We start from the raw sequence: 19,886 nt of genomic DNA, 5'->3' as shown, positions 1-19,886 counted from the left end.
GAGGCTGTATAATGACATCTTACGAGATGGTTTTAAAAGTAGCAAAGCTATTGGATGATAAAAAAGCAGTAGATATTAAAGCTTTGGAAATAAAGGATTTGACTACTATCGGCGATTATTTCGTAATTGCCTCTGGTACTTCCAATATTCAGGTCAAAGCCCTGGCGGACGAAGTAGAAGAAGGACTTTCTAAGCTGGGGTATGAACCCCGGCGGATTGAAGGATATCAAAGTGCTATGTGGGTTGTTTTGGATTATTATGACGTGATCGTTCATATTTTTTATGAGCAAACCAGAGAGTTTTATTCGCTGGAACGCTTGTGGGCGGATGCCCCCACGATCCAGCTGGACCTTGATAAATAATTTGGCGACTTAAAAAGCAGGGAGTGTACAAATTGAAGTACGATTTTGCAGCAATTGAGAAAAAATGGCAGGACATCTGGGATGAAAAAAATGTATTTGCGGCCCACAACGACTATTCTAAGCCTAAATACTATGCCTTGGTGGAATTTCCTTATCCTTCGGGACAGGGACTCCATGTAGGCCATCCCCGCTCTTATACCGCGTTGGATATTGTTTCCAGAAAACGCCGTTTGCAGGGGTATAATGTTCTTTATCCCATGGGGTGGGACGCTTTTGGCCTGCCTACGGAAAACTATGCGATCAAAAATCACATCCATCCGGAAATCGTTACTAAGCAAAATGTAGCCCGATTTAAGCAGCAGCTTAAATCCTTAGGATTGTCCTTTGACTGGACGAGGGAAATTAATACAACCGATCCCAGTTATTATAAATGGACTCAGTGGATTTTTTTACAGCTGTTTAAGCATGGCCTTGCTTATAAAAAAGAAATGTCGGTTAACTGGTGTACCGGCTGTAAAGTGGTTTTGGCCAATGAAGAGGTCGTGGGCGGCGTATGTGAACGCTGCGGAAGCGAAGTAGTTCATCGGGTCAAAAGCCAGTGGATGTTAAAGATTACTGAATATGCCCAGCGGTTGATTGACGATCTGGACACAGTAAATTATATCGATAGGGTAAAGGTCTCTCAGCGCAACTGGATAGGCCGTTCTACCGGCGCGCAGGTAGATTTTGGCACTACGGCAGGGGATTTGCTGACAGTGTTTACCACCCGCGCGGACACTCTGTATGGGGCTACCTATATGGTTATTTCCCCGGAGCATCCATATATTGATGCTTGGGCGGATAAAATCCAGAATATGGACGAGGTTCGCTCGTATCAAGAGCAGGCCGCTAAAAAGTCTGATTTTGAGCGTACTGAGATGGCCAAAGACAAGACCGGTGTGCGGCTTCAGGGCGTCAACGGAATTAATCCGGTTACCAACGAAGAAATTCCTATCTTTATCTCCGACTACGTACTTATGAGCTACGGTACCGGCGCTATTATGGCAGTACCGGCCCATGATACCCGCGACTGGGAATTTGCAAAAAAATTCGGTTTGCCAATCGTCGAAGTGGTCAAGGGCGGAAATGTAAATGAAGAAGCCTTTACAGACTGTGAAACTGGTATAATGGTCAATTCAGGCATGCTGGACGGACTTTCGGTAGAGCAGGCGAAGGAAAAAATTATCAAATGGCTGGCAGAAAACGGAAAAGGGGAGCCTAAGGTAAACTATAAGCTTCGCGACTGGGTATTCTCCCGCCAGAGATATTGGGGAGAACCGATTCCTATTGTTTACTGCGAACATTGCGGTTATGTGCCCATGGAGGAAAAGGATCTTCCTCTTACTCTTCCGGAAGTAGAAAGTTACGAGCCTACCGGCGACGGAGAATCTCCTCTGGCGGCGATTACCGACTGGGTAAACACTACCTGTCCTAAATGCGGCGGTCCGGCCAAACGGGAAACGGACACTATGCCTCAATGGGCAGGGTCCTCCTGGTATTTTATGCGTTACTGCGACCCGCACAACGACAGCGAACTGGCTTCCAAAGAAGCGCTGGATTATTGGCTGCCTGTAGACTGGTATAACGGCGGTATGGAGCATACCACCCTGCATTTGCTGTATTCCCGCTTCTGGCACAAATTTTTATATGATATCGGCATTGTCAGCACCCCGGAACCCTATGCTAAACGTACGAGCCATGGAATGATCCTTGGGGAAAATGGGGAAAAAATGAGTAAATCCAGAGGCAATGTTGTCAATCCGGATGAAATTATCAAGGAATACGGCGCGGATACGATGCGCTTGTATGAGATGTTTATCGGCGACTTTGAAAAAAGCGCGCCTTGGTCCCCAAGCTCTATTAAAGGCTGTAAGCGTTTTTTGGAAAGAATTTTCAACCTTTTGGATATTTTAAAGGATGGGGAAAGCTATTCCAAAGATTTGGAGAGCAGCATTCACAAAACCATTAAAAAAGTTTCAGAAGATATCGAAAATTTAAAATTTAATACTGCGATCGCCGCTATGATGACTTTGCTCAATGAAATTTCTGATCAGAAAGCGATCAATAAGGCGGAGTTAAAAACCTTGCTGATCCTTTTAAATCCCTTTGCCCCTCATTTAACAGAAGAAATGTGGGAAATCGGTGGATTCGGCGGAATGCTCAATGAACAGAAATGGCCTGTTTATGATGAAAGCAAATGCAATGACGCACAGATCGAAGTAGCAATCCAGGTGAATGGAAAAATCAAAGCTCGTATTCTGATGGATACAGACTGTACGCAGGAGCAGGCCCTTGCCTTGGCAAAGGAACAAGCGGCAGTCAAAGAGCTTTTGATTGGCAAAACTATTGTAAAAGAAATTTATGTCAAAGGTAAACTGGTTAACATTGTAGCAAAATAACTGAAAATCAGGTTATGACATCAAATAGCTTGACAAGTTACACAACTACATTGTATAATAAACTTTGTTATCCAAGAGTATTTTGGATAGTTACTCCAGCTTTTTGGCGTGGGGAGGGAATTAGTAAATGTCAGAAATCAGAATAAAAGACAATGAGTCTTTGGATAGTGCACTGCGTAGATTTAAACGCTCTTGCGCACGCTCCGGCGTACTTGCTGAGGTCCGTAAAAGAGAGCACTACGAGAAGCCGTCTGTAAAGCGCAAAAAGAAGTCTGAAGCTGCTCGTAAGCGCAAATTCAAATAATTTGTGACGGTAATGATTTAAGACAGGCAGGGAATGTTCCCTGCCTGTTTTTCATATTGTAAATACTGTCTTTTCGCGGTATAATTTATAAGTAATGTTTGATAGACAAAGGAGGCCTCCATGTCAATTTTCCATCCAAAATATGCCTTTCACCGGGTGTACGATATTCCCCCTCAATGGTTTTTAGACCATGGGATTTCGGTGGTGCTCCTGGATGTGGATAATACGCTGACTACCCACGACAACCCGGTTCCGGACGCTATGGTCCTGAATTGGATTGATCAGATGCAGCAAAAAAATATCCGTCTAATGGTGCTTTCTAATAATAGCGAAGCCCGGGTCGCCCCTTTTGCAAGCAGGCTGGGTATTGGATATATCGCCAATGCCGCAAAGCCTTTGGCCGGGGCTTTAAATCGCGCTCTGGCTCAGATGAAAGTGGAAAAAAACAAGGTGGCGCTGGTGGGGGATCAGATTTTTACCGATATTTTGTGCGGTAATTTTTCTAATGTGCTTTCTATTTTGGTGGAGCCCATAGAATTGGAAAGTTTTCCGTTTTTCAAGTTTAAAAGAAAAATGGAAAAGCTGGTACTAAAGAATTTCAAAAGATAGGGGACTGTGAATGTCAAATATCAGATTTGGGCCGGCGGGAAGTTCAGACAGCTTTTTCGCCATGGGATATAAACACACGCCGCAGATGCCGGAGTACTTGGAAAGAATGGGCCTCAACGCCTATGAATATCAGTGCGGGCGGGGAGTAAAAATTTCTCAAGAAAAAGCGGCTCAGCTAAAAGGGCTGTTTTCCGAAAAAGGGATTGCCCTGAGCGTACATGCGCCTTATTATATTTCCATGTCCAGCATGGAAGAGGAGAAGCGCATAGGCAGCGTTAATTATGTGCTTCAGAGCGCCCGGGCAGCAGCGGCAATGGGCGGGAGTCGTGTGATTATTCATACCGGCTCCTGTGGAAAAATCAGCCGGACAGAGGCCCTGGAATTGGCGCTTGACACTACAAAAAAATGTATAAAGGCTCTGGATGCAGAAGGACTATCCCACATTCGAATGTGCCCGGAAGTAATGGGCAAATTAAACCAACTTGGAACCTTAGAGGAAGTGCTGGAAATCTGCAAATTGGACGAGCGTATTTTGCCTTGCGTAGACTTTGGCCATCTTAACGCCAGAACCTACGGCGGCCTAAAAGGACCGGAGGATTTTGACGCGGTATTTCAAAAAATTGAAAAAGAAATCGGCGTCAGCCGGATGAAAGAAATTCATATTCACTTCAGCAAAATTCAATATACCATTCCAGGAGGAGAAAAGCTGCACCTGACTTTTGAGGACACCCAGTTTGGGCCCTCATTTGAGCCCCTTGCGGAGATATTGGTAAAAAAAGGATGCGTACCGACCATTATTTGCGAATCCGCAGGCACCCAAGCGGAGGACGCGGCAGCGATGAAACAAATGTATTTAAATGCAGGAGGGACCCTTATATGAAAAAAGTATTAGTCATTCACGGGCCAAATTTAAATTTGGTGGGGGTTCGCGAGCCGAATATCTATGGCAGCGAAGGTATTGAGTATATTAACGATTGTATTTTAGCACACGGAAAAGAACTGGGATTGGAATGTGATATTTTCCAATCCAATCAGGAAGGCGCAATTATCGATAAGCTGCACCAAGCAAGGGAAATATACGACGGTATTGTTTTGAACGCCGGCGCATATACCCACTACAGCTACGCTATCCGTGATGCTATTTCCGCTATCCGGCTTCCTGTGGTAGAGGTGCATCTTTCCAATATTCACGCAAGGGATGCGTTCCGCCATACGTCGGTCATTGCCCCCGTATGCGCGGGAGGGATTTACGGCTTTGGAAAAAACAGCTATCTTCTGGCGCTGGACGCTTTAAAGGAGCTGAAATAAGAAATGATCGGAAGAATAGAGCAATTAGTTAAAAATTTACCCCAGGAGATCGACGCAGTGCTGATTACTTCTGAGGTAAACCGGTTATATTATACAGGTCTGCAGTCTTCTGCAGGAACGCTTTTAATTACCAAAGATGGGCAGAGCTATTTTATTGTTGACTTTCGTTATATTGAAAAAGCCAAAGCAATAATCAAGAACTGCCAGGTAGAGCTGCAGAGTAAGCTGACTGGACAATTAAATCAATTAATCAGCAAACACAATATTAACAAAATTGCCCTGGAAACTGATTATCTCAGCGTCAGCGAATATCTGCGGATGAAAGAACAATTAAAGACACAGTTGGTATTGGACACCTATGTAAATCAGCAGATAAAATGCCAGCGGATGATCAAATCCCAAAAAGAAATTGACCTTATCCGGCAGGCTCAGAAGATTACCGACGACGCGTTCGCCTATATTTGCGGCTATATTAAGCCAGGAATGACCGACCGTCAGATTGCCGGAAAACTTCTGGATTTTTGCTACTGCCACGGGTCCCAGCGCCCGGCTTTTGATTTTATTGTGGTATCCGGGAAAAATTCTTCCATGCCTCATGGGGTCCCCACAGATAAGGTGGTAGAGGAAGGGGACTTTATTACCATGGACTACGGCTGTACCATCGACGGCTACTGTTCGGATATGACCCGCACCGTGGGGATAGGGAAGATAAGCGACGAACAGAAGCTTATATATGATACGGTGCTTGCGGCTCATAAAGCGGCTATTCTCGCTGCGAAGGCGGGAGTAAGCTGCCGACAGGTTGATAAAACTGCCAGGGATATTATCCAGCAGGCGGGCTATGGAGCCTGTTTTGGACATGGTACCGGCCATTCTTTAGGGATCGAAATTCATGAATCACCGGCCTTTTCCACCGCGGATGAAACTATATGTGAGCCGGGAATGGTCATGACGGTGGAACCAGGAATTTATGTGGAAGGAAAGTATGGCTGCCGTACGGAAAATATGATAGTAATTACCCCAGATGGATGCGAGAATTTGACAGCATCTCCCAGTGATTTGATACTTTTATAGGAAAAAGACTTGCAAATTTAGTCATTTTAATATAGAATTAGAGTGTTAAAATTTTATGCGAATTTTCCAACTGCGCTTTGTAAGCGCATAAAATTTATTATTCTATGCGCCGGACAATGGCGGTATATATTTTGGAGGTTAAACTATGATTTCAGCGGGCGATTTTAGAAATGGCGTTACATTTGATATGGACGGCAAAGTTGTACAGGTTATTGAGTTTCAGCATGTAAAACCAGGTAAAGGAGCCGCTTTTGTCAGAACCAAGATCAGAAACGTGATCAGCGGGGCGGTAACTGAAGTTACTTTCAGCCCTACCGACAAGTATCCCACCGCTTATGTGGAAAGAAAAGACATGCAGTATCTTTATAACGACGGAGACCTGTATTATTTTATGGACAACGAAACCTATGAAAATATTCCCATTAACAAAGATACTTTAGGGGATAATTTTAAATTTGTAAAAGAAAATATGGATGTAAAAGTACTTTCTTATAAAGGCAGTGTATTTGGTGTTGAGCCTCCGTTCTTTGTAGAACTGCAGGTCACCCAGACAGATCCTGGCTTTAAAGGAGATACCGCTACCAATGCTACTAAACCTGCTGTGCTGGAAACCGGCGCGGAAATCAAGGTTCCACTTTTCATTAATGAAGGAGATATGATTAAAGTGGATACCCGTACTGGCGAGTACATGGAAAGAGCATAATATTTCTTTTAATAAAACCAATATAAGGGAGGTACTATTATGACTATTACTGAAAGAGCCGCGTACATTAAGGGGTTGGCGGAAGGTCTTGGTATTGACGATTCTACAAAAGAGGGCAAGATCATCAACGCTCTTATTGGCGCGATTGATGATATGGCGCTTACCATCGCTGACCTGGAGGCCACTGTTGATCAAATGGCAGAACAGGTAGACACCATCGACGAGGATCTGGGAACTCTGGAAGAGGACTTCTATGAACTGGATGATGAGTGTGATTGCTGCTGTGATGACGATGAGGACGAGGACGAAGATTATTTCGGCGAAGATCTTTATGAAGTTTGTTGCCCTACCTGCGGCGATGTCGTTTGCATTGATTCCGATATGCTGGAGGAAGGACAGACAACCTGCCCGAACTGCGGTGAACTCTTAGAGTTTGATCTGGAAGACGACAACTGCAGCTGCTGTGACCACGATGGCTGCGACTGTGACAAATAAGAATTTTCAGCATCTAAGTACAATTGGAAAACACCTCGCAAATGTGCGGGGTGTTTTCAGTATTTCAGATTTTATAATGATAGGCGGAACATGCTATGGCATTTCTAAAAAAATACCGAGCTTCTAAAGCAGCTTTTTTAGGGCTGCTATTTGCTCTTTCCATGATACTCAGTCTGGTAGAGAGCAGTTTATCCTCTTTTATCCCTGTGCCTGGAATAAAGGTTGGACTTTCCAATATCGTCACTATGTACTGCCTTTTTTGCCTGGGAAAAGAGGAGGCCTTAACCATTACCGTCCTCAAATCGTTCTTTGTGCTTTTGACCAGGGGCGTTACCGGGGCTGCCATGAGTTTTTGCGGCGGGATGTTATCCCTTGGAGTGATGCTGGCGCTTTTATATGTCAAAAAGGCAAAATTAAGCTATCTGTTTATCAGCATCTGCGGCGGGGTGGCCCACAATGCCGGACAGCTTTTAATGGCTGGAGTGCTGCTTAAGAATACCTTAGTGGGGTATTATTTTCCCATCCTCGCTTTATCCGGTATTCTTATGGGGATCGTTACAGGCATTCTTTTGAGATATCTTATGCCCCATCTTAATAAGATACTGCGATAGCTTTTATATTGGTTCACAACATTCAAACAACTGGAACTGCCTGTCTTTAGACGCCTGTTTCCAGCGTTCAGGAAGGCGGATATCAGTTATCACCGCATCAACTTTATCCAGGCTGCCAATCGTATGAAAAGAAGTTCGATCAAATTTTGTGCTGTCCGCAATTAAAAAGGTGTTTTTGGAGTGATCCAGTACTGCGCTTCTCAGCTGGGCCGTGGTCTCGGAAGTATCCGTCAGCCCATGTACAATATCCAGGGAAGCACAGGAAAGAAACGCCGTGTCCAGATGGTAGTTGGAAAGTCCTGTCAGCGCTCCCCGGCCACAAAAGCATTGATATGCAGGGGAGTAGTTTCCTCCCAGGGAAACTAACCGAATATTTTGGAACGCGCAAAGGTAGTTTATGACTTTCAAGGAATTGGTAAGGACAGTAAGATGCATACTTTGAATCTGCTCGCAAAGAGAAATTGAAATATTGCTGGAATCTAAAAAGATACAATCTCCATTTTTAATAAACTGTGTGCATTTTTTGGCGATTCTCTGATATCCAGATAAATTAGAGGTTTGTTTTAACTCCTCCTCCAGTTGTGTGACTGAACCCTCCTCAATATATGCTCCTCCGTAAGTACGAGTTAGAAAGCCATTTTCCTCCAGCAGCTTTAAATCACGCCGAATTGTCTCTTCTGTTACTTCAAATTGTTGTGATAGTTCAGTCACGGTAATACTCTTTTGTGTTAAAAGTATATCTTTTATTTCATTTCTTCGCGTAATCGCAAGCATTTCTGTCATTACCTTTCGGAATTTCCAAATTTTACCTTTATTATACTGTAAAACATCTTTTTTATCAATATAACTAAAAAAAGGCACGGTATTTTTACCGTGCCTTTTCTGATAGTTTTTCCAAATGGATTATTCGGCTTTTACATGGAACATTTCTTCCAAAGATTTTACAGCCGCATTACAGTCCGCCTGCGTAACTAAAAGGGAAATATCCACTTCGCTGGTGGTAATCAGCGTGAGCCCCACCTGCGTGCTGGCAATGGCGGAAATCGCCGCTGCCGCAACCCCGTGCATCTCCCGCATTTCCTGTCCATACAGCTGAATTTTACAGTTTCCACTGCTGACCATGGGTTTTAACTGGGCATGGGTTTCGCGAAATTTATTTATCAGTTCCAGCACTTTGATCAACTGGTCGGCAGGCAGGGAAAAGGAGAGGTCAATATAATGACCCTGGGGAGCAGTTTGACTGATCATATCAATATTAATATCCGCCTTGGCAAAATCGGCAAAGATATCAGCGATCAATTTTAAATCAGCATACACTTTATTAAAGGTTACTAACGTAACATCTTCGGTAACTGTAATTTTTGATACTCCATTCATCAGAAAAGCCCCTTTCTATTTAAACAATATCCCCCATGTCATAAAGTCCCGCGGACTTTCCACAAAGGAATATCGCAGCGTTAATACTACCGGTAGCGAAAATTTCTTTGCTCATCGCCGTATGGGAAAGGGTAAGCATCTCATCATGCCCCGCAAAGAGGATTTCGTGCTCTCCGACAATCGTGCCGCCTCTTACCGCATGGATGCCAATTTCATTTTTAGAACGTTTCTTCCGTACTGCGTGACGGTCATACACATACTGCGGTTCTTCCTTCAACACAGAGGAAACCGCGTCCGCCAGCATTAATGCCGTACCGCTGGGCGCGTCAATTTTTTGATTGTGGTGTTTCTCGATAATTTCAATATCAAACTGGTCTCCCAATACCGCCGCCGCTTTTTTCGCCAGCTGGGCAAGCAAATTGACTCCCAAAGACATATTGAACGAAAAAAACAAAGGCACCTGTTTGGAGCATTCCTTGATTTGTTCTATCTGCTCATTGGATAAACCGGTAGTAGCGATAACCGCTGGAAGTTTTTTATCCACACAATAGGCAAGCAGGGAAGCCAGCGCGCTGGGGTGAGAAAAATCAATCAGAACATCCGCCTGCACCGGACATTCTGCCGGGGCAGCAAATACAGGAAATCCATCGAAAGATTCCGGGTTTTTATCAATCCCCGCCACTACCGTGCAATCGTTTCTTTCCCGGATACAGGAAGAGATTTTTTTCCCCATTTTCCCATTACAACCTGAAATTATGATCCTTTTCATTTAAACACCATTTTCTATGACAAATTAGATGACGCCAACAGCTTTCATCTGGTCTTTTAATTTCTCTTTTAGTTTATCATCCATATCCACCAAAGGCAAGCGGCATTTTCCCGCGCGATAACCTATAATATTTACCGCTTCTTTGACAGGGATCGGATTAACGTCGGAGAAAAGAGCGTTGATCAGCCCCATAAATTTAATCTGAAGAGCTTCGCTTTCTTTTACCTTTCCCTCAAAATACCACTGGCAGATATCGTGAGTTTGCCTGGGGGCCACGTTGGAAAGTACTGAAATGACTCCTTTGCCGCCTAAAGAAAGAATCGGCAGAATCTGATCGTCGTTACCGGAGTAAATATCCAAATTATCCCCGCACAAATATCGGGTAGTAGCAATTGCGGATAAATTTCCACTGGCTTCTTTGGTAGCTACAATATTCGGATGCTTAGAAAGTTCATAATAGGTTTGAGGAGTAATATTCAGTCCCGTGCGGCTGGGCACATTGTAGAGTACCACAGGCAGATCTGTAGCGTCCGCCAGGGTAGTAAAGTGCTTGATCAGTCCGGCCTGGGAAGTCTTATTGTAGTAAGGCGTTACATGAAGAAGGCCGTCTGCGCCGGCCTGCGCAGCCTGTTTTGACAGCCACAGGGCATAATCGGTATGGTTGCTGCCTGCACCCGCAATGACCGGTACACGGCCTGCCACGCGCTCTACCGTATAGCGAATTGTTTCCACATGTTCTTCATCCGTAAGGGTAGACGCTTCCCCTGTGGTGCCGGAGATGACAATACAATCGGTGCCGTTTTCAATCTGCCAGTCAATTAAAGTGCCCAGCATTTCCCAATTTACAGACAAATCGTCATTCATTGGGGTGATGATCGCAACGCCGGCTCCTGTAAAAATCGTTTTTTTCATAAGGGAACCTCATTTCTTCATAAAATTAATCCAAGTAACCTTTCGCGGCCAACAGCTCTGCCATCAATACGCCGCCGCCTGCCGCACCCCGCAAGGTATTGTGGGACAGGCAGACAAATTTATAGTCGTACTGAGAATCCTCGCGTAAACGTCCAATGGATACCGCCATTCCATTTTCCAGGTTGCGGTCCAATTTTGTCTGAGGTCTGTTGTCCTCCTCAAAATAATGGAGGAACTGTTTTGGGGCGCTGGGAAGGGAACAGCTTTGCGCTTCCCCGGAAAAGGACGCCCATTTTTCTTTTATTTGCTCAATCGTAGGTTTCTTCTCAAAACTTACGAAAACCGCCGCCATATGTCCGTCGGAAACAGGCACACGCAAACACTGGGCCGTAATGGAAGGAGATAAGGCCGGAACAATCTGTCCGTCCACAATATTTCCCCAGATTTTTAGCGGCTCTATTTCGCTTTTTTCTTCTTCGCCGCCGATATAAGGGATCACATTATCTATAATATCCGGGAAGGTTTCAAAGGTTTTTCCCGCACCGGAAATGGCCTGATAAGTACAAACCAGGCATTTACTTACTTTATATTCTTCCATCAGCGGATGAAGGGCAGGGACATAGCTCTGCAAAGAACAATTGGATTTTACAGCGATAAAGCCCCGTTTGGTACCCAAACGTTTTCTTTGGTGTTCAATTACCTGGGCGTGATGAGCGTTAATCTCCGGTATGATCATAGGTACGTCCGGAGTATGACGAAGGGCGGAGTTATTGGAAATTACCGGACATTCCGCTTTGGCGTAAGATTCTTCCAAAGCTTTAATCTCATCTTTCTTCATATCTACCGCGCAAAATATAAAATCAACCTTCGACGCTACCGTATTTACATCAGAAGCGTCCAGGACGATCATCTTTTTTACCTTTTGAGGCATAGGAACACTCATTGCCCAGCGATTTCCTACCGCTTCTTCATAAGTTTTTCCCGCGCTGCGGGGAGACGCTGCTAAAGCGGCAATATGAAACCAAGGGTGATTTTCCAACAACGTAACAAAACGCTGACCCACCATACCGGTAGCACCGACTACCGCTACATTATACTGTTTCATTTCACATAACATTCCTTTCACAAACCAAAATATAATAAAAAAACCGGTTGAAAACCGGCATGAATTGCAATATAATAGAGAAGATATTGTGACGGATAGCACAAAGGCGCATGGACAGACGGAGTCCATGACATTTCGTTCATTCCTGCCACCTATAGCTCTCCATCATTTTTGCAAAATGATGACAGTCATACGTCTTTTAAACGTATGCCCAGAAAACTGCTTGCCAGACAATTTTCTTCGGCGTCCAACCCTTTCACCAGTTATCAACGACCTTGGCAATCTCACTTCTGGCTACTTTTGTAAAGACGCTCCTCTACCGGTTTGGCTTACTTGATTATATTATCATCCGTATCCGCTTATGTCAACTAAAAAAGGGCAAACTTTCTGAAAATATCCTTTATTTTACCAGAGGTTACAAGTTCTAGGAGGCTATTGTGAAAAAATCCGACTTTTTTTATAATCTACCGGACGAGCTGATCGCTCAAACCCCCATTGAACCTCGGGATCACTCCCGAATGCTGTATATGAACCGAAAAACCGGGGAAGTTCAGCACGGTCACTTTTATGATATTATAGACTATCTTAATCCAGGAGATACTCTCGTAGTCAATAATTCCCGCGTTCTGCCTGCAAGGCTATATGGAATTAAGGAACATACGGGAGGGGCTATGCAGTTTTTGCTTTTAGAGCAGAAGGAGAAAGACGTCTGGGAAGTGATGGTAAGGCCGGGAAAAAAGGCCAAAACCGGCTCCCGGTTTCTATTCGGGGAGGGACTGCTCCTCGGGGAAATCCTGGGTACCACCGACGGCGGCAACCGCTTGGCTAAAATGTATTATGACGGCAATTTTTACGATATCTTGGAAAAAATCGGGAATATGCCCCTGCCGCCTTATATCACTGAAACCTTACAGGACAATGAGCGGTACCAGACGGTCTATTCCAAGCAGTTGGGATCTGCGGCGGCACCTACGGCGGGGCTGCATTTTACCACCCAGCTGATGGACAGGCTGAAGGAAAAGGGGATCGCTATCGCTGAGGTTACCCTGCATGTGGGAATCGGCACCTTCCGTCCGGTAAAAGTGGAGGAGATTACCCAGCATCATATGCATTCAGAGCATTATTTCCTTCCAAAAGAAACTGCGGATCTTATCAATGAAACCAAAGCGCGGGGAAACCGTGTCATTGCTGTTGGAACCACCAGCTGTCGTACTTTGGAATCTGTAGCGGCAAAGGAAGGCTGTATCTGCCAGTCGGAAGGATATACCGATATTTTTATCTACCCTGGATTTAAATTTCAAGTTCTGGATGGGCTGATCACTAACTTTCATCTTCCGGAAAGCACCTTAATTATGCTGGTCAGCGCTTTCGCCGGATATGAGCATACTATGCGCGCCTATGACGTGGCTGTGAAAGAAAAATACCGTTTCTTCAGCTTCGGCGACGCTATGCTGTTATTATAGGAGGAACCTTATTGTTTACACTGATTAAAAAAGAGGGCAGCGCCCGAAGAGGAAAAATGGATACCGTCCACGGGACAATACAAACTCCAGCATTTATGAATGTGGGTACTTCCGCGGCTATCAAAGGAGGAATTTCCTCCTTTGACCTGGTGGATTTAAAATGCCAAGTGGAACTGTGCAACACCTATCATCTCCATGTCCGTCCAGGGGACGATGTGATTCAGGCTATGGGCGGACTTCACAAGTTTATGGGCTGGAAAAAGCCTATTCTAACCGACAGCGGCGGATTTCAGGTGTTTTCTTTGGCAAAGCTTCGCAAAATTAAAGAGGAAGGGGTATTCTTTCAATCCCATGTGGATGGAAAACGGATTTTTATGGGTCCGGAGCAGAGTATGCAAATCCAGTCTCATCTGGCATCCACTATTGCTATGGCGTTTGATGAATGTATTGAAAATCCCGCCCCTTATGATTATACTTTAAAATCCATCCAGCGCACCACCCGGTGGCTGGCTCGCTGCAAGGCGGAAATGAACCGGCTCAACTCTCTGGAAGATACGATCAATCCCCACCAGCTGCTTTTTGGCATCAATCAAGGGTCCACATATAAGGACTTGCGTATCCAGCATATGCAGGAGATTGTTCAAATGGAGTTAGACGGCTATGCCATCGGCGGGTTGGCGGTAGGGGAAACTGCCGAGGAAATGTATGAGATTATCGAAGCGGTAGAGCCGTATGCGCCGGCGGATAAAATCCGCTATTTAATGGGAGTTGGGACCCCCGTCAATATCATTGAAGGGGTTTACCGGGGAATTGATCTGTTCGACTGTGTAATGCCCAGCCGGAACGCCCGTCATGGAACCTTATTCACCTGGTCGGGCATTATTAATATCAACAACGCCAAATACCTTACCGATTCATCGCCTCTGGACAGCCAGTGTGACTGCCCGGTATGTCAAAATCACAGCCGGGCATATCTGCGCCATCTGTTCCGTGCCAATGAGATGCTGGCTATGCGCCTTGGGGTAATGCATAATTTATATTTTTATAATACCCTGATGGAAAAAATCCGGGATGCTTTGGATAATAATACTTTTGAAGAATTTCGTCGTCATTGGGTACCCATCCTATCCAAACGTATTTAATGAACTTTTAATATGAAAATACTTGCAACAAACAGCCTTTAACGCTATAATAATACAAGTATCTAATTTTAACGGAGGTGCTCTTATGTCCCCAGAGACTACTGCCATGCTAGTGCAGTTTGGCCCCTTGGTATTAATTATCATTGTATTTTATTTTATGTTGATCCGTCCGCAGAAAAAGCGTGAAAAAGCGGTTCAGCAGATGCGTGCCAACCTGCAGGTGGGCGATGAAGTAATTACACAGGGCGGTATTATCGGTACTGTTGTTACTGTTCGCGATGATTTTGTTGTGATCGAAACCGCTTCGGACAGAAACAAAATCAGAATTGCTAAATGGGCTGTCCAGGCTAACAACACTGCTCATGAAGAGGCGGCCGCCGCGAAAAAAGAAAAATAATCCCTGTAATATTGAGATACTCCCTTGAATATTCTTTAGTAAGGATTGAAGGGGGAGTTTTCAATGAAACAGCCTGATGTTCATGGTGCAAAGCGTTTTATCCGTCCGATTACATATGGAATAATTGCAGGCGCAATCGCTTGTTTTTTGCTTCTTATTATCATGTCGGTGATTATGGGATTTAAAGATATGCCGCAGGCGGTAGTATCGGTGGTATCTCTCATCACCTTTATTTTCGGCGGTTTTACAGCAGGGTTTGTCAGCGCCGCTTATTCCCGAGAAAAAGGATTGCTGTTAGGACTTGTGTGCGGCGGGTGTCTATTCTGCATTTTAAGCCTTGCCAATCTCGCGTTTGACGGATCCGGATTTGGTATCATCGCTTTGAGTAAATTAGCGGCGGTACTGTTTGCATCCGCTTTAGGCGGAGTTGTCGGAGTAAATAAAAGAAAAAAATTCAAGTAATTGAATTTTTCTGCTGGCTATGTTATAATTTGCAGTAGAAATTAAGGATCAAAGAAAGAGGTTATACCAATGAAACATGTTAAAACATTAAACAACGCCAATTTGAAAGAATCCGCAGTAAAGGGTGGTTGCGGCGAATGCCAGGCTTCCTGTCAGTCCGCTTGCAAAACTTCCTGTACGGTGGCTAATCAAAAATGCGAGCATAAAAAATAAAAATGATAATGTAAGGCAGTGAAAACTGCCTTCTTTCATTTATTTTCATGTGAGGGTGGTTGAAAAACTGCCCTATTCTTTCGTTAGGAGTTTTATTGAGAATGATACATAAGTATACATCCAATGGATATTTTATAGTTTTAGACGTTAACAGCGGCGCTGTCCATGTAGTGGACGAACTGTTTTATGATATTCTGGATTATCTTTCTGAAGATAACCTGCCGCAGACCTGTCCAGCAGAGGCGTTGAGTGCCCTTCAGGAGAAATATCCCCAAAAAGAGATTATAGAAACCTATGAGGAAATTCTAGCTCTCCATGAAAAAGATTTGCTTTTTTCCAGCGATGATTATGAAAAGTTTGCCTCTATGATGACTCCTTCTCCGGTAAAGGCCATGTGCCTGCATATCGCCCATGACTGTAACCTGAGGTGCCAGTACTGTTTTGCGGATACCGGGGAATATATGGGACATCGCCAGTTGATGTCTTTCGAGGTAGGAAAGGCGGCGATTGATTATCTGATTAAATATTCTTATGGCCGCCACAATTTGGAGCTGGATTTCTTCGGCGGGGAACCGCTGATGAATTTTGATGTGGTCAAACAAGTAGTGCAGTATGCCCGTTCGCTGGAAAAGGAGCACAATAAGTTGTTCCGATTTACTATCACTACCAACGGACTCTTACTGGATGACGATAAGATTGATTTTATTAACAAAGAAATGTCCAACGTGGTCCTTTCCATCGATGGACGCAAAGAAGTAAACGACCGAGTTCGTGCCCGGGTAGACGGCAGGGGCTGCTATGACAGCATTATGCCTAAATTTCAACACCTGGTACAAAAGCGGGGACAGGATCAGTATTATGTTCGGGGAACCTTTACCAAATATAATAAAGATTTTGCCAATGATGTACTGCATCTCAACGAGATGGGATTTGATCAGATTTCAGTAGAACCGGTAGTAGCGGATCCAAAGATGCCCTACGCTCTTACCCAGGAGGATCTGCCGGAGGTATTCGCTGAATACGACCGTCTTTCCAAGATAATGATCGAGAAGGATAAAAAAGGGGAGGGGTTTAATTTCTTTCACTTTATGATCGATCTTGATCAGGGCCCTTGCGCCATTAAGCGTCTGAGGGGCTGCGGCTGTGGCAACGAATATGTTGCTATAACGCCCGATGGAGATGTTTATCCCTGCCATCAATTTGTAGGGCATGAAGAGTGGAAGATGGGAAATGTGTTTGATCAGTCCCTGGATTTTGAGCGTAAAGCTCAGTTTGCCAAAGCTACTGTTTATGGAAAAGAAGAGTGCAAAAACTGCTGGGCAAAATTTTATTGTTCCGGCGGATGTAATGCCAATAGTATGCAATATCAGGGGGATATTTTAAAGCCCCACAAACTTTCCTGTGAACTGGAGAAGAAGCGTGTGGAGTGCGCTATTATGATAAAGGCGGCGGAAGCCGACCTGGTTTAGGAGGGAAAAAGATGGAGTATACGATCGGTTTTATTGGGACTGGGAACATGGCAGGGGCAATTATCAACGGAATTGTTGCTTCCCACATGATTTCTCCTTCTCAGATAGCTTTATATGACATCAACAAAGAAAAACTAGAGAGTTACCGTTCTCAGGGATTTGCTGTCTGTAAATCCATTGAAGCTCTGGTTTCTCAGTGTAAAAATGTTGTTCTTTCTATAAAACCGCAAAACTTTACTGACGTGCTGGCACAGATACGTCCTGCGGTGAATAAAGAGACTGTCTTTATTTCTATCGCCGCCGGAATCAGCGCCCAATTTATCAAGGAAAATTTGGGATATGATGTAAAACTAGTCCGTGTGATGCCCAATACTCCGCTTCTTCTTGGCTGCGGTTCTTCCGCTATAAGTAAAATTGATCCGGTAACGGAAGAAGAATTTTCTTTTGTTAAAAAAATATTTGCTTGCGCTGGACAGGTAGAAACTATCGATTCAGAGAAAATGAACGAGGTAATTCCTCTTAACGGCAGCAGTCCCGCTTATATTTATCTGTTTGCTAAGGTATTTGTTGACCGGGCGGTTTCTTTGGGATTTGATGCAGATACTGCCAATCGACTGTTCTGCAATACCTTGATTGGTTCGGCAAAAATGATGCTCGAAAGCGGAAAAACCCATCAGGAATTGATCGATATGGTAACTTCCCCAGGCGGAACTACCTTCGCCGGCCTGAAAGCACTGGAAGAAAATAACTTTAACAAGGCGTTAATTCAGTGTTTTGACGATACGATCAAACGAACTTATGAGCTTGGACAATAAACGGGAATAAACCTACAACTTGTCTCATATCCTGTAAAGAAGAGAATTTTAAATTAAAGGATTTGAGTGCTGTGGGATTTCATGTAGTAGACTTAGAAAATTTAAAGACCGCTAAAAGGGCTGTGCCGGGGGATTTTCGGCAAGGCGTCTCTTCGCGGTCTTTTTTATTTTATTTTCGTTCCAATTTATGGATGATTATACTAGGAATATTATTTTTACTGGGAGTTTTTATCGGAACAATTCTATTAAGCAAATCGGATCTTTCCACCATTGAATCCCTCAAAATTATCCTGGGCGGATATGTTGAAAAACGCAGAGTGCAATCTTTTTCCTCCATCGCTTTATCCACATTTCTTTCTACTTTTTTATTGTTGGCTCTGCTGTTTTTTTGTGGTTTTTGTACCATCTCTCAGCTAATTATTGTCCTTGTTCCTCTATTCAAAGGGCTGGGATATGGATTTTCTATTGGAATGATCTATTTAGAGCATGGTGGGGAAGCCATGAAGTATGTAGCATTGCTCATTTTACCAACTATGTTCCTATCCACTGCATTGCTCCTCAGCGCCTGCAAAACTTCATTAAAACTATCCATACGCTTATTCCGAGCTTCCATTTCTAGTCAATCGGAAGAAGTGCGCACCAAAAAATATTGCGTAAAGTATTTTATCTTTACATTAATGTGTATCATCATAGCGCTGCTAGACGGGGCTATTACCACTAGCTTAAGCGGTTATTTAATTCTATAAATCCCCAATGGCGGCCAGGCGGCCGGACAGATCCTATCACTTTTTCTTTTTTGCCGGAGAAACCTTAGTCAGCGGTGATTTATTGGCTGCGTTTTCCATCTGTTTGTCTGAAATATGAGTATAAATCTCTGTGGTAGAAAGGCTCGTATGACCCAAAATTTCCTTTAATACCCGAATATCTACCTCTCCATGCTGATACATTAGGGTAGCGGCAGTATGCCGCAGCTTATGAGGAGAATACCCTTGACCGTCCAATCCAGCTTGTTTGAGGCAATAAGTAATGATCTGCTCCACCCGGCGAGGAGTGATACGCGTACCTCGGGAGGACAAAAACAGCGCATATTTATGTTCTGCGCTTTTAGGTTGGATGCGAACCGCTAAATAGGCGTCCAGCGCCTTTTGACATGCCTCATTAATATAAATCACACGTTCTTTGTTTCCTTTGCCCAGGAGCTTTATCGTATTCTCCCGAAGATCATAAGTATTAATCCCTACCAATTCAGAAAGCCGCATGCCACAATTTAAGAATAGGGTAGTGATGCAAAAATCCCGTTCATAGAATTTAGAACTTGAATCTATATGCGTAAGAAGATCCAAACTTTCTTCTAATGTTAAATATTTGGGTACCGATTTTTTCACTGATGGAACCTCCAGGTTTTTTACTGGATTTTCCGTCAGCTTATTTTCTTTTACTGTAAGATAATTAAAAAAAGATCGAATAGCGGATACTTTTCTAGAACGGGTTTTTGCATTATTTTGCCGTTCGCTCAAAGTATAATCTAAAAAGCGGTAGACGTCGGACAGGGTAACTGTGGAAATCGTATCCAGTCCCACGTCCTGGATAGAAATCTGATGAAAGTAATCCGGATCATTCACATTTCCATGATCAATTTTAACGGCTTTAATATAGCGCAGAAAAGTGCGCAGGTCAACATAATAAGCGTCAACCGTTTTTCTGGATCGGCCTTTAATCGTAAGCATATAAAATAGAAAATCTGAAAGTTCCTGGGGACAATCACTATAAGCGGCCATAACGCTTTCCTCCTGTTTTCTCTTCCCTTAATTTCGCTAAATTTTTATTTAGCGAAATTATCTCTATGTTTTATTGTATC

Annotated in this window: 24 protein-coding genes and 1 riboswitch; of the genes, 18 read left to right on the top strand and 6 right to left on the bottom strand. The window is 43.9% G+C overall.

Translation table 11 applies throughout. From position 1 onward, the window contains the following. Positions 1-11: 11 nt before the first annotated feature. The 10 genes from rsfS (at position 12) to H8705_RS02020 (ending at position 7,904) form a co-directional block, all read left to right on the top strand. Positions 12-362 (top strand): ribosome silencing factor, encoded by a 351-nt coding sequence (gene rsfS / locus H8705_RS02065; RefSeq protein WP_262394193.1) that lies wholly within the window; start codon positions 12-14, stop codon positions 360-362. Positions 363-394: 32 nt separating this feature from the next. Beyond that, positions 395-2,800 (top strand): leucine--tRNA ligase, encoded by a 2,406-nt coding sequence (gene leuS / locus H8705_RS02060; RefSeq protein WP_262394192.1) that lies wholly within the window; start codon positions 395-397, stop codon positions 2,798-2,800. A 127-nt stretch (positions 2,801-2,927) separates the two neighbouring features. Then, positions 2,928-3,104, top strand: coding sequence for a 30S ribosomal protein S21 (rpsU, locus tag H8705_RS02055; protein ID WP_006875892.1), 177 nt, complete (start codon positions 2,928-2,930; stop codon positions 3,102-3,104). A gap of 120 nt (positions 3,105-3,224) precedes the next feature. Continuing rightward, positions 3,225-3,713, top strand: a complete 489-nt coding sequence (locus H8705_RS02050) for a YqeG family HAD IIIA-type phosphatase (protein ID WP_262394191.1) — start codon at positions 3,225-3,227, stop codon at positions 3,711-3,713. 10 nt (positions 3,714-3,723) lie between these two features. Next, the gene (locus H8705_RS02045; RefSeq protein WP_262394190.1) at positions 3,724-4,593 is read left to right on the top strand and encodes a TIM barrel protein; all 870 of its coding nucleotides are present in this window, start codon (positions 3,724-3,726) and stop codon (positions 4,591-4,593) included. Then, a complete protein-coding gene (gene aroQ, locus H8705_RS02040) occupies positions 4,590-5,021 on the top strand; it encodes a type II 3-dehydroquinate dehydratase (protein ID WP_262394189.1) in 432 nt (143 codons plus the stop codon). Before H8705_RS02045 ends, aroQ begins: the two co-directional genes overlap by 4 nt. A 3-nt stretch (positions 5,022-5,024) precedes the next feature. Next, positions 5,025-6,095 carry a M24 family metallopeptidase gene (locus tag H8705_RS02035; protein WP_262394188.1) on the top strand — a complete coding sequence of 357 codons (1,071 nt, stop codon included), beginning with the start codon at positions 5,025-5,027 and terminating at the stop codon, positions 6,093-6,095. Between the two features lie 145 nt (positions 6,096-6,240). Next, positions 6,241-6,798 (top strand): elongation factor P, encoded by a 558-nt coding sequence (gene efp, locus H8705_RS02030; protein ID WP_262394187.1) that lies wholly within the window; start codon positions 6,241-6,243, stop codon positions 6,796-6,798. 39 nt (positions 6,799-6,837) lie between these two features. Then, entirely contained in the window at positions 6,838-7,293 is a 456-nt protein-coding gene (locus H8705_RS02025; RefSeq protein ID WP_262394186.1) for a CD1247 N-terminal domain-containing protein, read from the top strand. 95 nt (positions 7,294-7,388) lie between these two features. Beyond that, positions 7,389-7,904, top strand: a complete 516-nt coding sequence (locus H8705_RS02020; RefSeq protein ID WP_262394185.1) for a Gx transporter family protein — start codon at positions 7,389-7,391, stop codon at positions 7,902-7,904. Between the two features lie 3 nt (positions 7,905-7,907). Here H8705_RS02020 and H8705_RS02015 read toward each other — a convergent pair whose 3' ends face one another. The 5 genes from H8705_RS02015 to asd form a co-directional block, all read right to left on the bottom strand. Beyond that, a complete protein-coding gene (locus H8705_RS02015) occupies positions 7,908-8,678 on the bottom strand; it encodes a DeoR/GlpR family DNA-binding transcription regulator (protein WP_262394184.1) in 771 nt (256 codons plus the stop codon). Between the two features lie 129 nt (positions 8,679-8,807). Further along, entirely contained in the window at positions 8,808-9,281 is a 474-nt protein-coding gene (locus H8705_RS02010) for an ACT domain-containing protein (RefSeq protein WP_262394183.1), read from the bottom strand. Between the two features lie 19 nt (positions 9,282-9,300). Continuing rightward, positions 9,301-10,050 carry a 4-hydroxy-tetrahydrodipicolinate reductase gene (gene dapB, locus H8705_RS02005; RefSeq protein WP_262394182.1) on the bottom strand — a complete coding sequence of 250 codons (750 nt, stop codon included), beginning with the start codon at positions 10,048-10,050 and terminating at the stop codon, positions 9,301-9,303. 24 nt (positions 10,051-10,074) lie between these two features. Continuing rightward, positions 10,075-10,962, bottom strand: coding sequence for a 4-hydroxy-tetrahydrodipicolinate synthase (gene dapA / locus H8705_RS02000; RefSeq protein ID WP_262394181.1), 888 nt, complete (start codon positions 10,960-10,962; stop codon positions 10,075-10,077). Positions 10,963-10,987: 25 nt separating this feature from the next. Next, a complete protein-coding gene (asd, locus tag H8705_RS01995) occupies positions 10,988-12,067 on the bottom strand; it encodes an aspartate-semialdehyde dehydrogenase (protein ID WP_262394180.1) in 1,080 nt (359 codons plus the stop codon). A 147-nt stretch (positions 12,068-12,214) separates the two neighbouring features. Continuing rightward, a riboswitch (Lysine riboswitch) is annotated at positions 12,215-12,394 on the bottom strand. A 110-nt stretch (positions 12,395-12,504) separates the two neighbouring features. Between asd and queA the strand changes: the two genes are divergently transcribed. The 8 genes from queA to H8705_RS01955 all read left to right on the top strand — a co-directional run bounded on the left by queA (position 12,505) and on the right by H8705_RS01955 (position 18,774). Next, entirely contained in the window at positions 12,505-13,530 is a 1,026-nt protein-coding gene (queA, locus tag H8705_RS01990; protein ID WP_262394179.1) for a tRNA preQ1(34) S-adenosylmethionine ribosyltransferase-isomerase QueA, read from the top strand. A gap of 11 nt (positions 13,531-13,541) precedes the next feature. Next, complete coding sequence (gene tgt, locus H8705_RS01985; protein WP_262394178.1) at positions 13,542-14,672, top strand: tRNA guanosine(34) transglycosylase Tgt; 1,131 nt, start codon at positions 13,542-13,544, stop codon at positions 14,670-14,672. A gap of 85 nt (positions 14,673-14,757) precedes the next feature. After that, entirely contained in the window at positions 14,758-15,069 is a 312-nt protein-coding gene (yajC, locus tag H8705_RS01980; RefSeq protein WP_262394177.1) for a preprotein translocase subunit YajC, read from the top strand. 63 nt (positions 15,070-15,132) lie between these two features. Further along, positions 15,133-15,531, top strand: coding sequence for a TIGR04086 family membrane protein (locus H8705_RS01975; protein WP_262394176.1), 399 nt, complete (start codon positions 15,133-15,135; stop codon positions 15,529-15,531). A gap of 69 nt (positions 15,532-15,600) precedes the next feature. Further along, positions 15,601-15,744 (top strand): six-cysteine ranthipeptide SCIFF, encoded by a 144-nt coding sequence (scfA, locus tag H8705_RS01970; RefSeq protein ID WP_262394175.1) that lies wholly within the window; start codon positions 15,601-15,603, stop codon positions 15,742-15,744. Between the two features lie 101 nt (positions 15,745-15,845). Further along, on the top strand, positions 15,846-17,213 hold the full coding sequence (gene scfB / locus H8705_RS01965; RefSeq protein WP_262394174.1) for a thioether cross-link-forming SCIFF peptide maturase: 1,368 nt from the start codon (positions 15,846-15,848) through the stop codon (positions 17,211-17,213). An 11-nt stretch (positions 17,214-17,224) separates the two neighbouring features. Beyond that, entirely contained in the window at positions 17,225-18,028 is an 804-nt protein-coding gene (gene proC, locus H8705_RS01960) for a pyrroline-5-carboxylate reductase (RefSeq protein ID WP_262394173.1), read from the top strand. A gap of 71 nt (positions 18,029-18,099) precedes the next feature. Further along, positions 18,100-18,774 carry a stage II sporulation protein M gene (locus tag H8705_RS01955; RefSeq protein ID WP_262394172.1) on the top strand — a complete coding sequence of 225 codons (675 nt, stop codon included), beginning with the start codon at positions 18,100-18,102 and terminating at the stop codon, positions 18,772-18,774. 36 nt (positions 18,775-18,810) lie between these two features. Here the strand turns inward: H8705_RS01955 and H8705_RS01950 are convergent, their stop codons facing one another. After that, on the bottom strand, positions 18,811-19,806 hold the full coding sequence (locus tag H8705_RS01950; protein WP_262394171.1) for a tyrosine recombinase XerC: 996 nt from the start codon (positions 19,804-19,806) through the stop codon (positions 18,811-18,813). Positions 19,807-19,886: the final 80 nt, after the last annotated feature.

Origin of the sequence: Youxingia wuxianensis (assembly GCF_014385085.1) — a bacterium.
In the GTDB taxonomy this organism is placed as follows: Bacteria; Bacillota; Clostridia; order Oscillospirales; family Ruminococcaceae; genus Youxingia; species Youxingia wuxianensis.
Note: the sequence above shows the minus strand (reverse complement) of the source record. Positions and strands in the feature narration are given on the sequence as shown.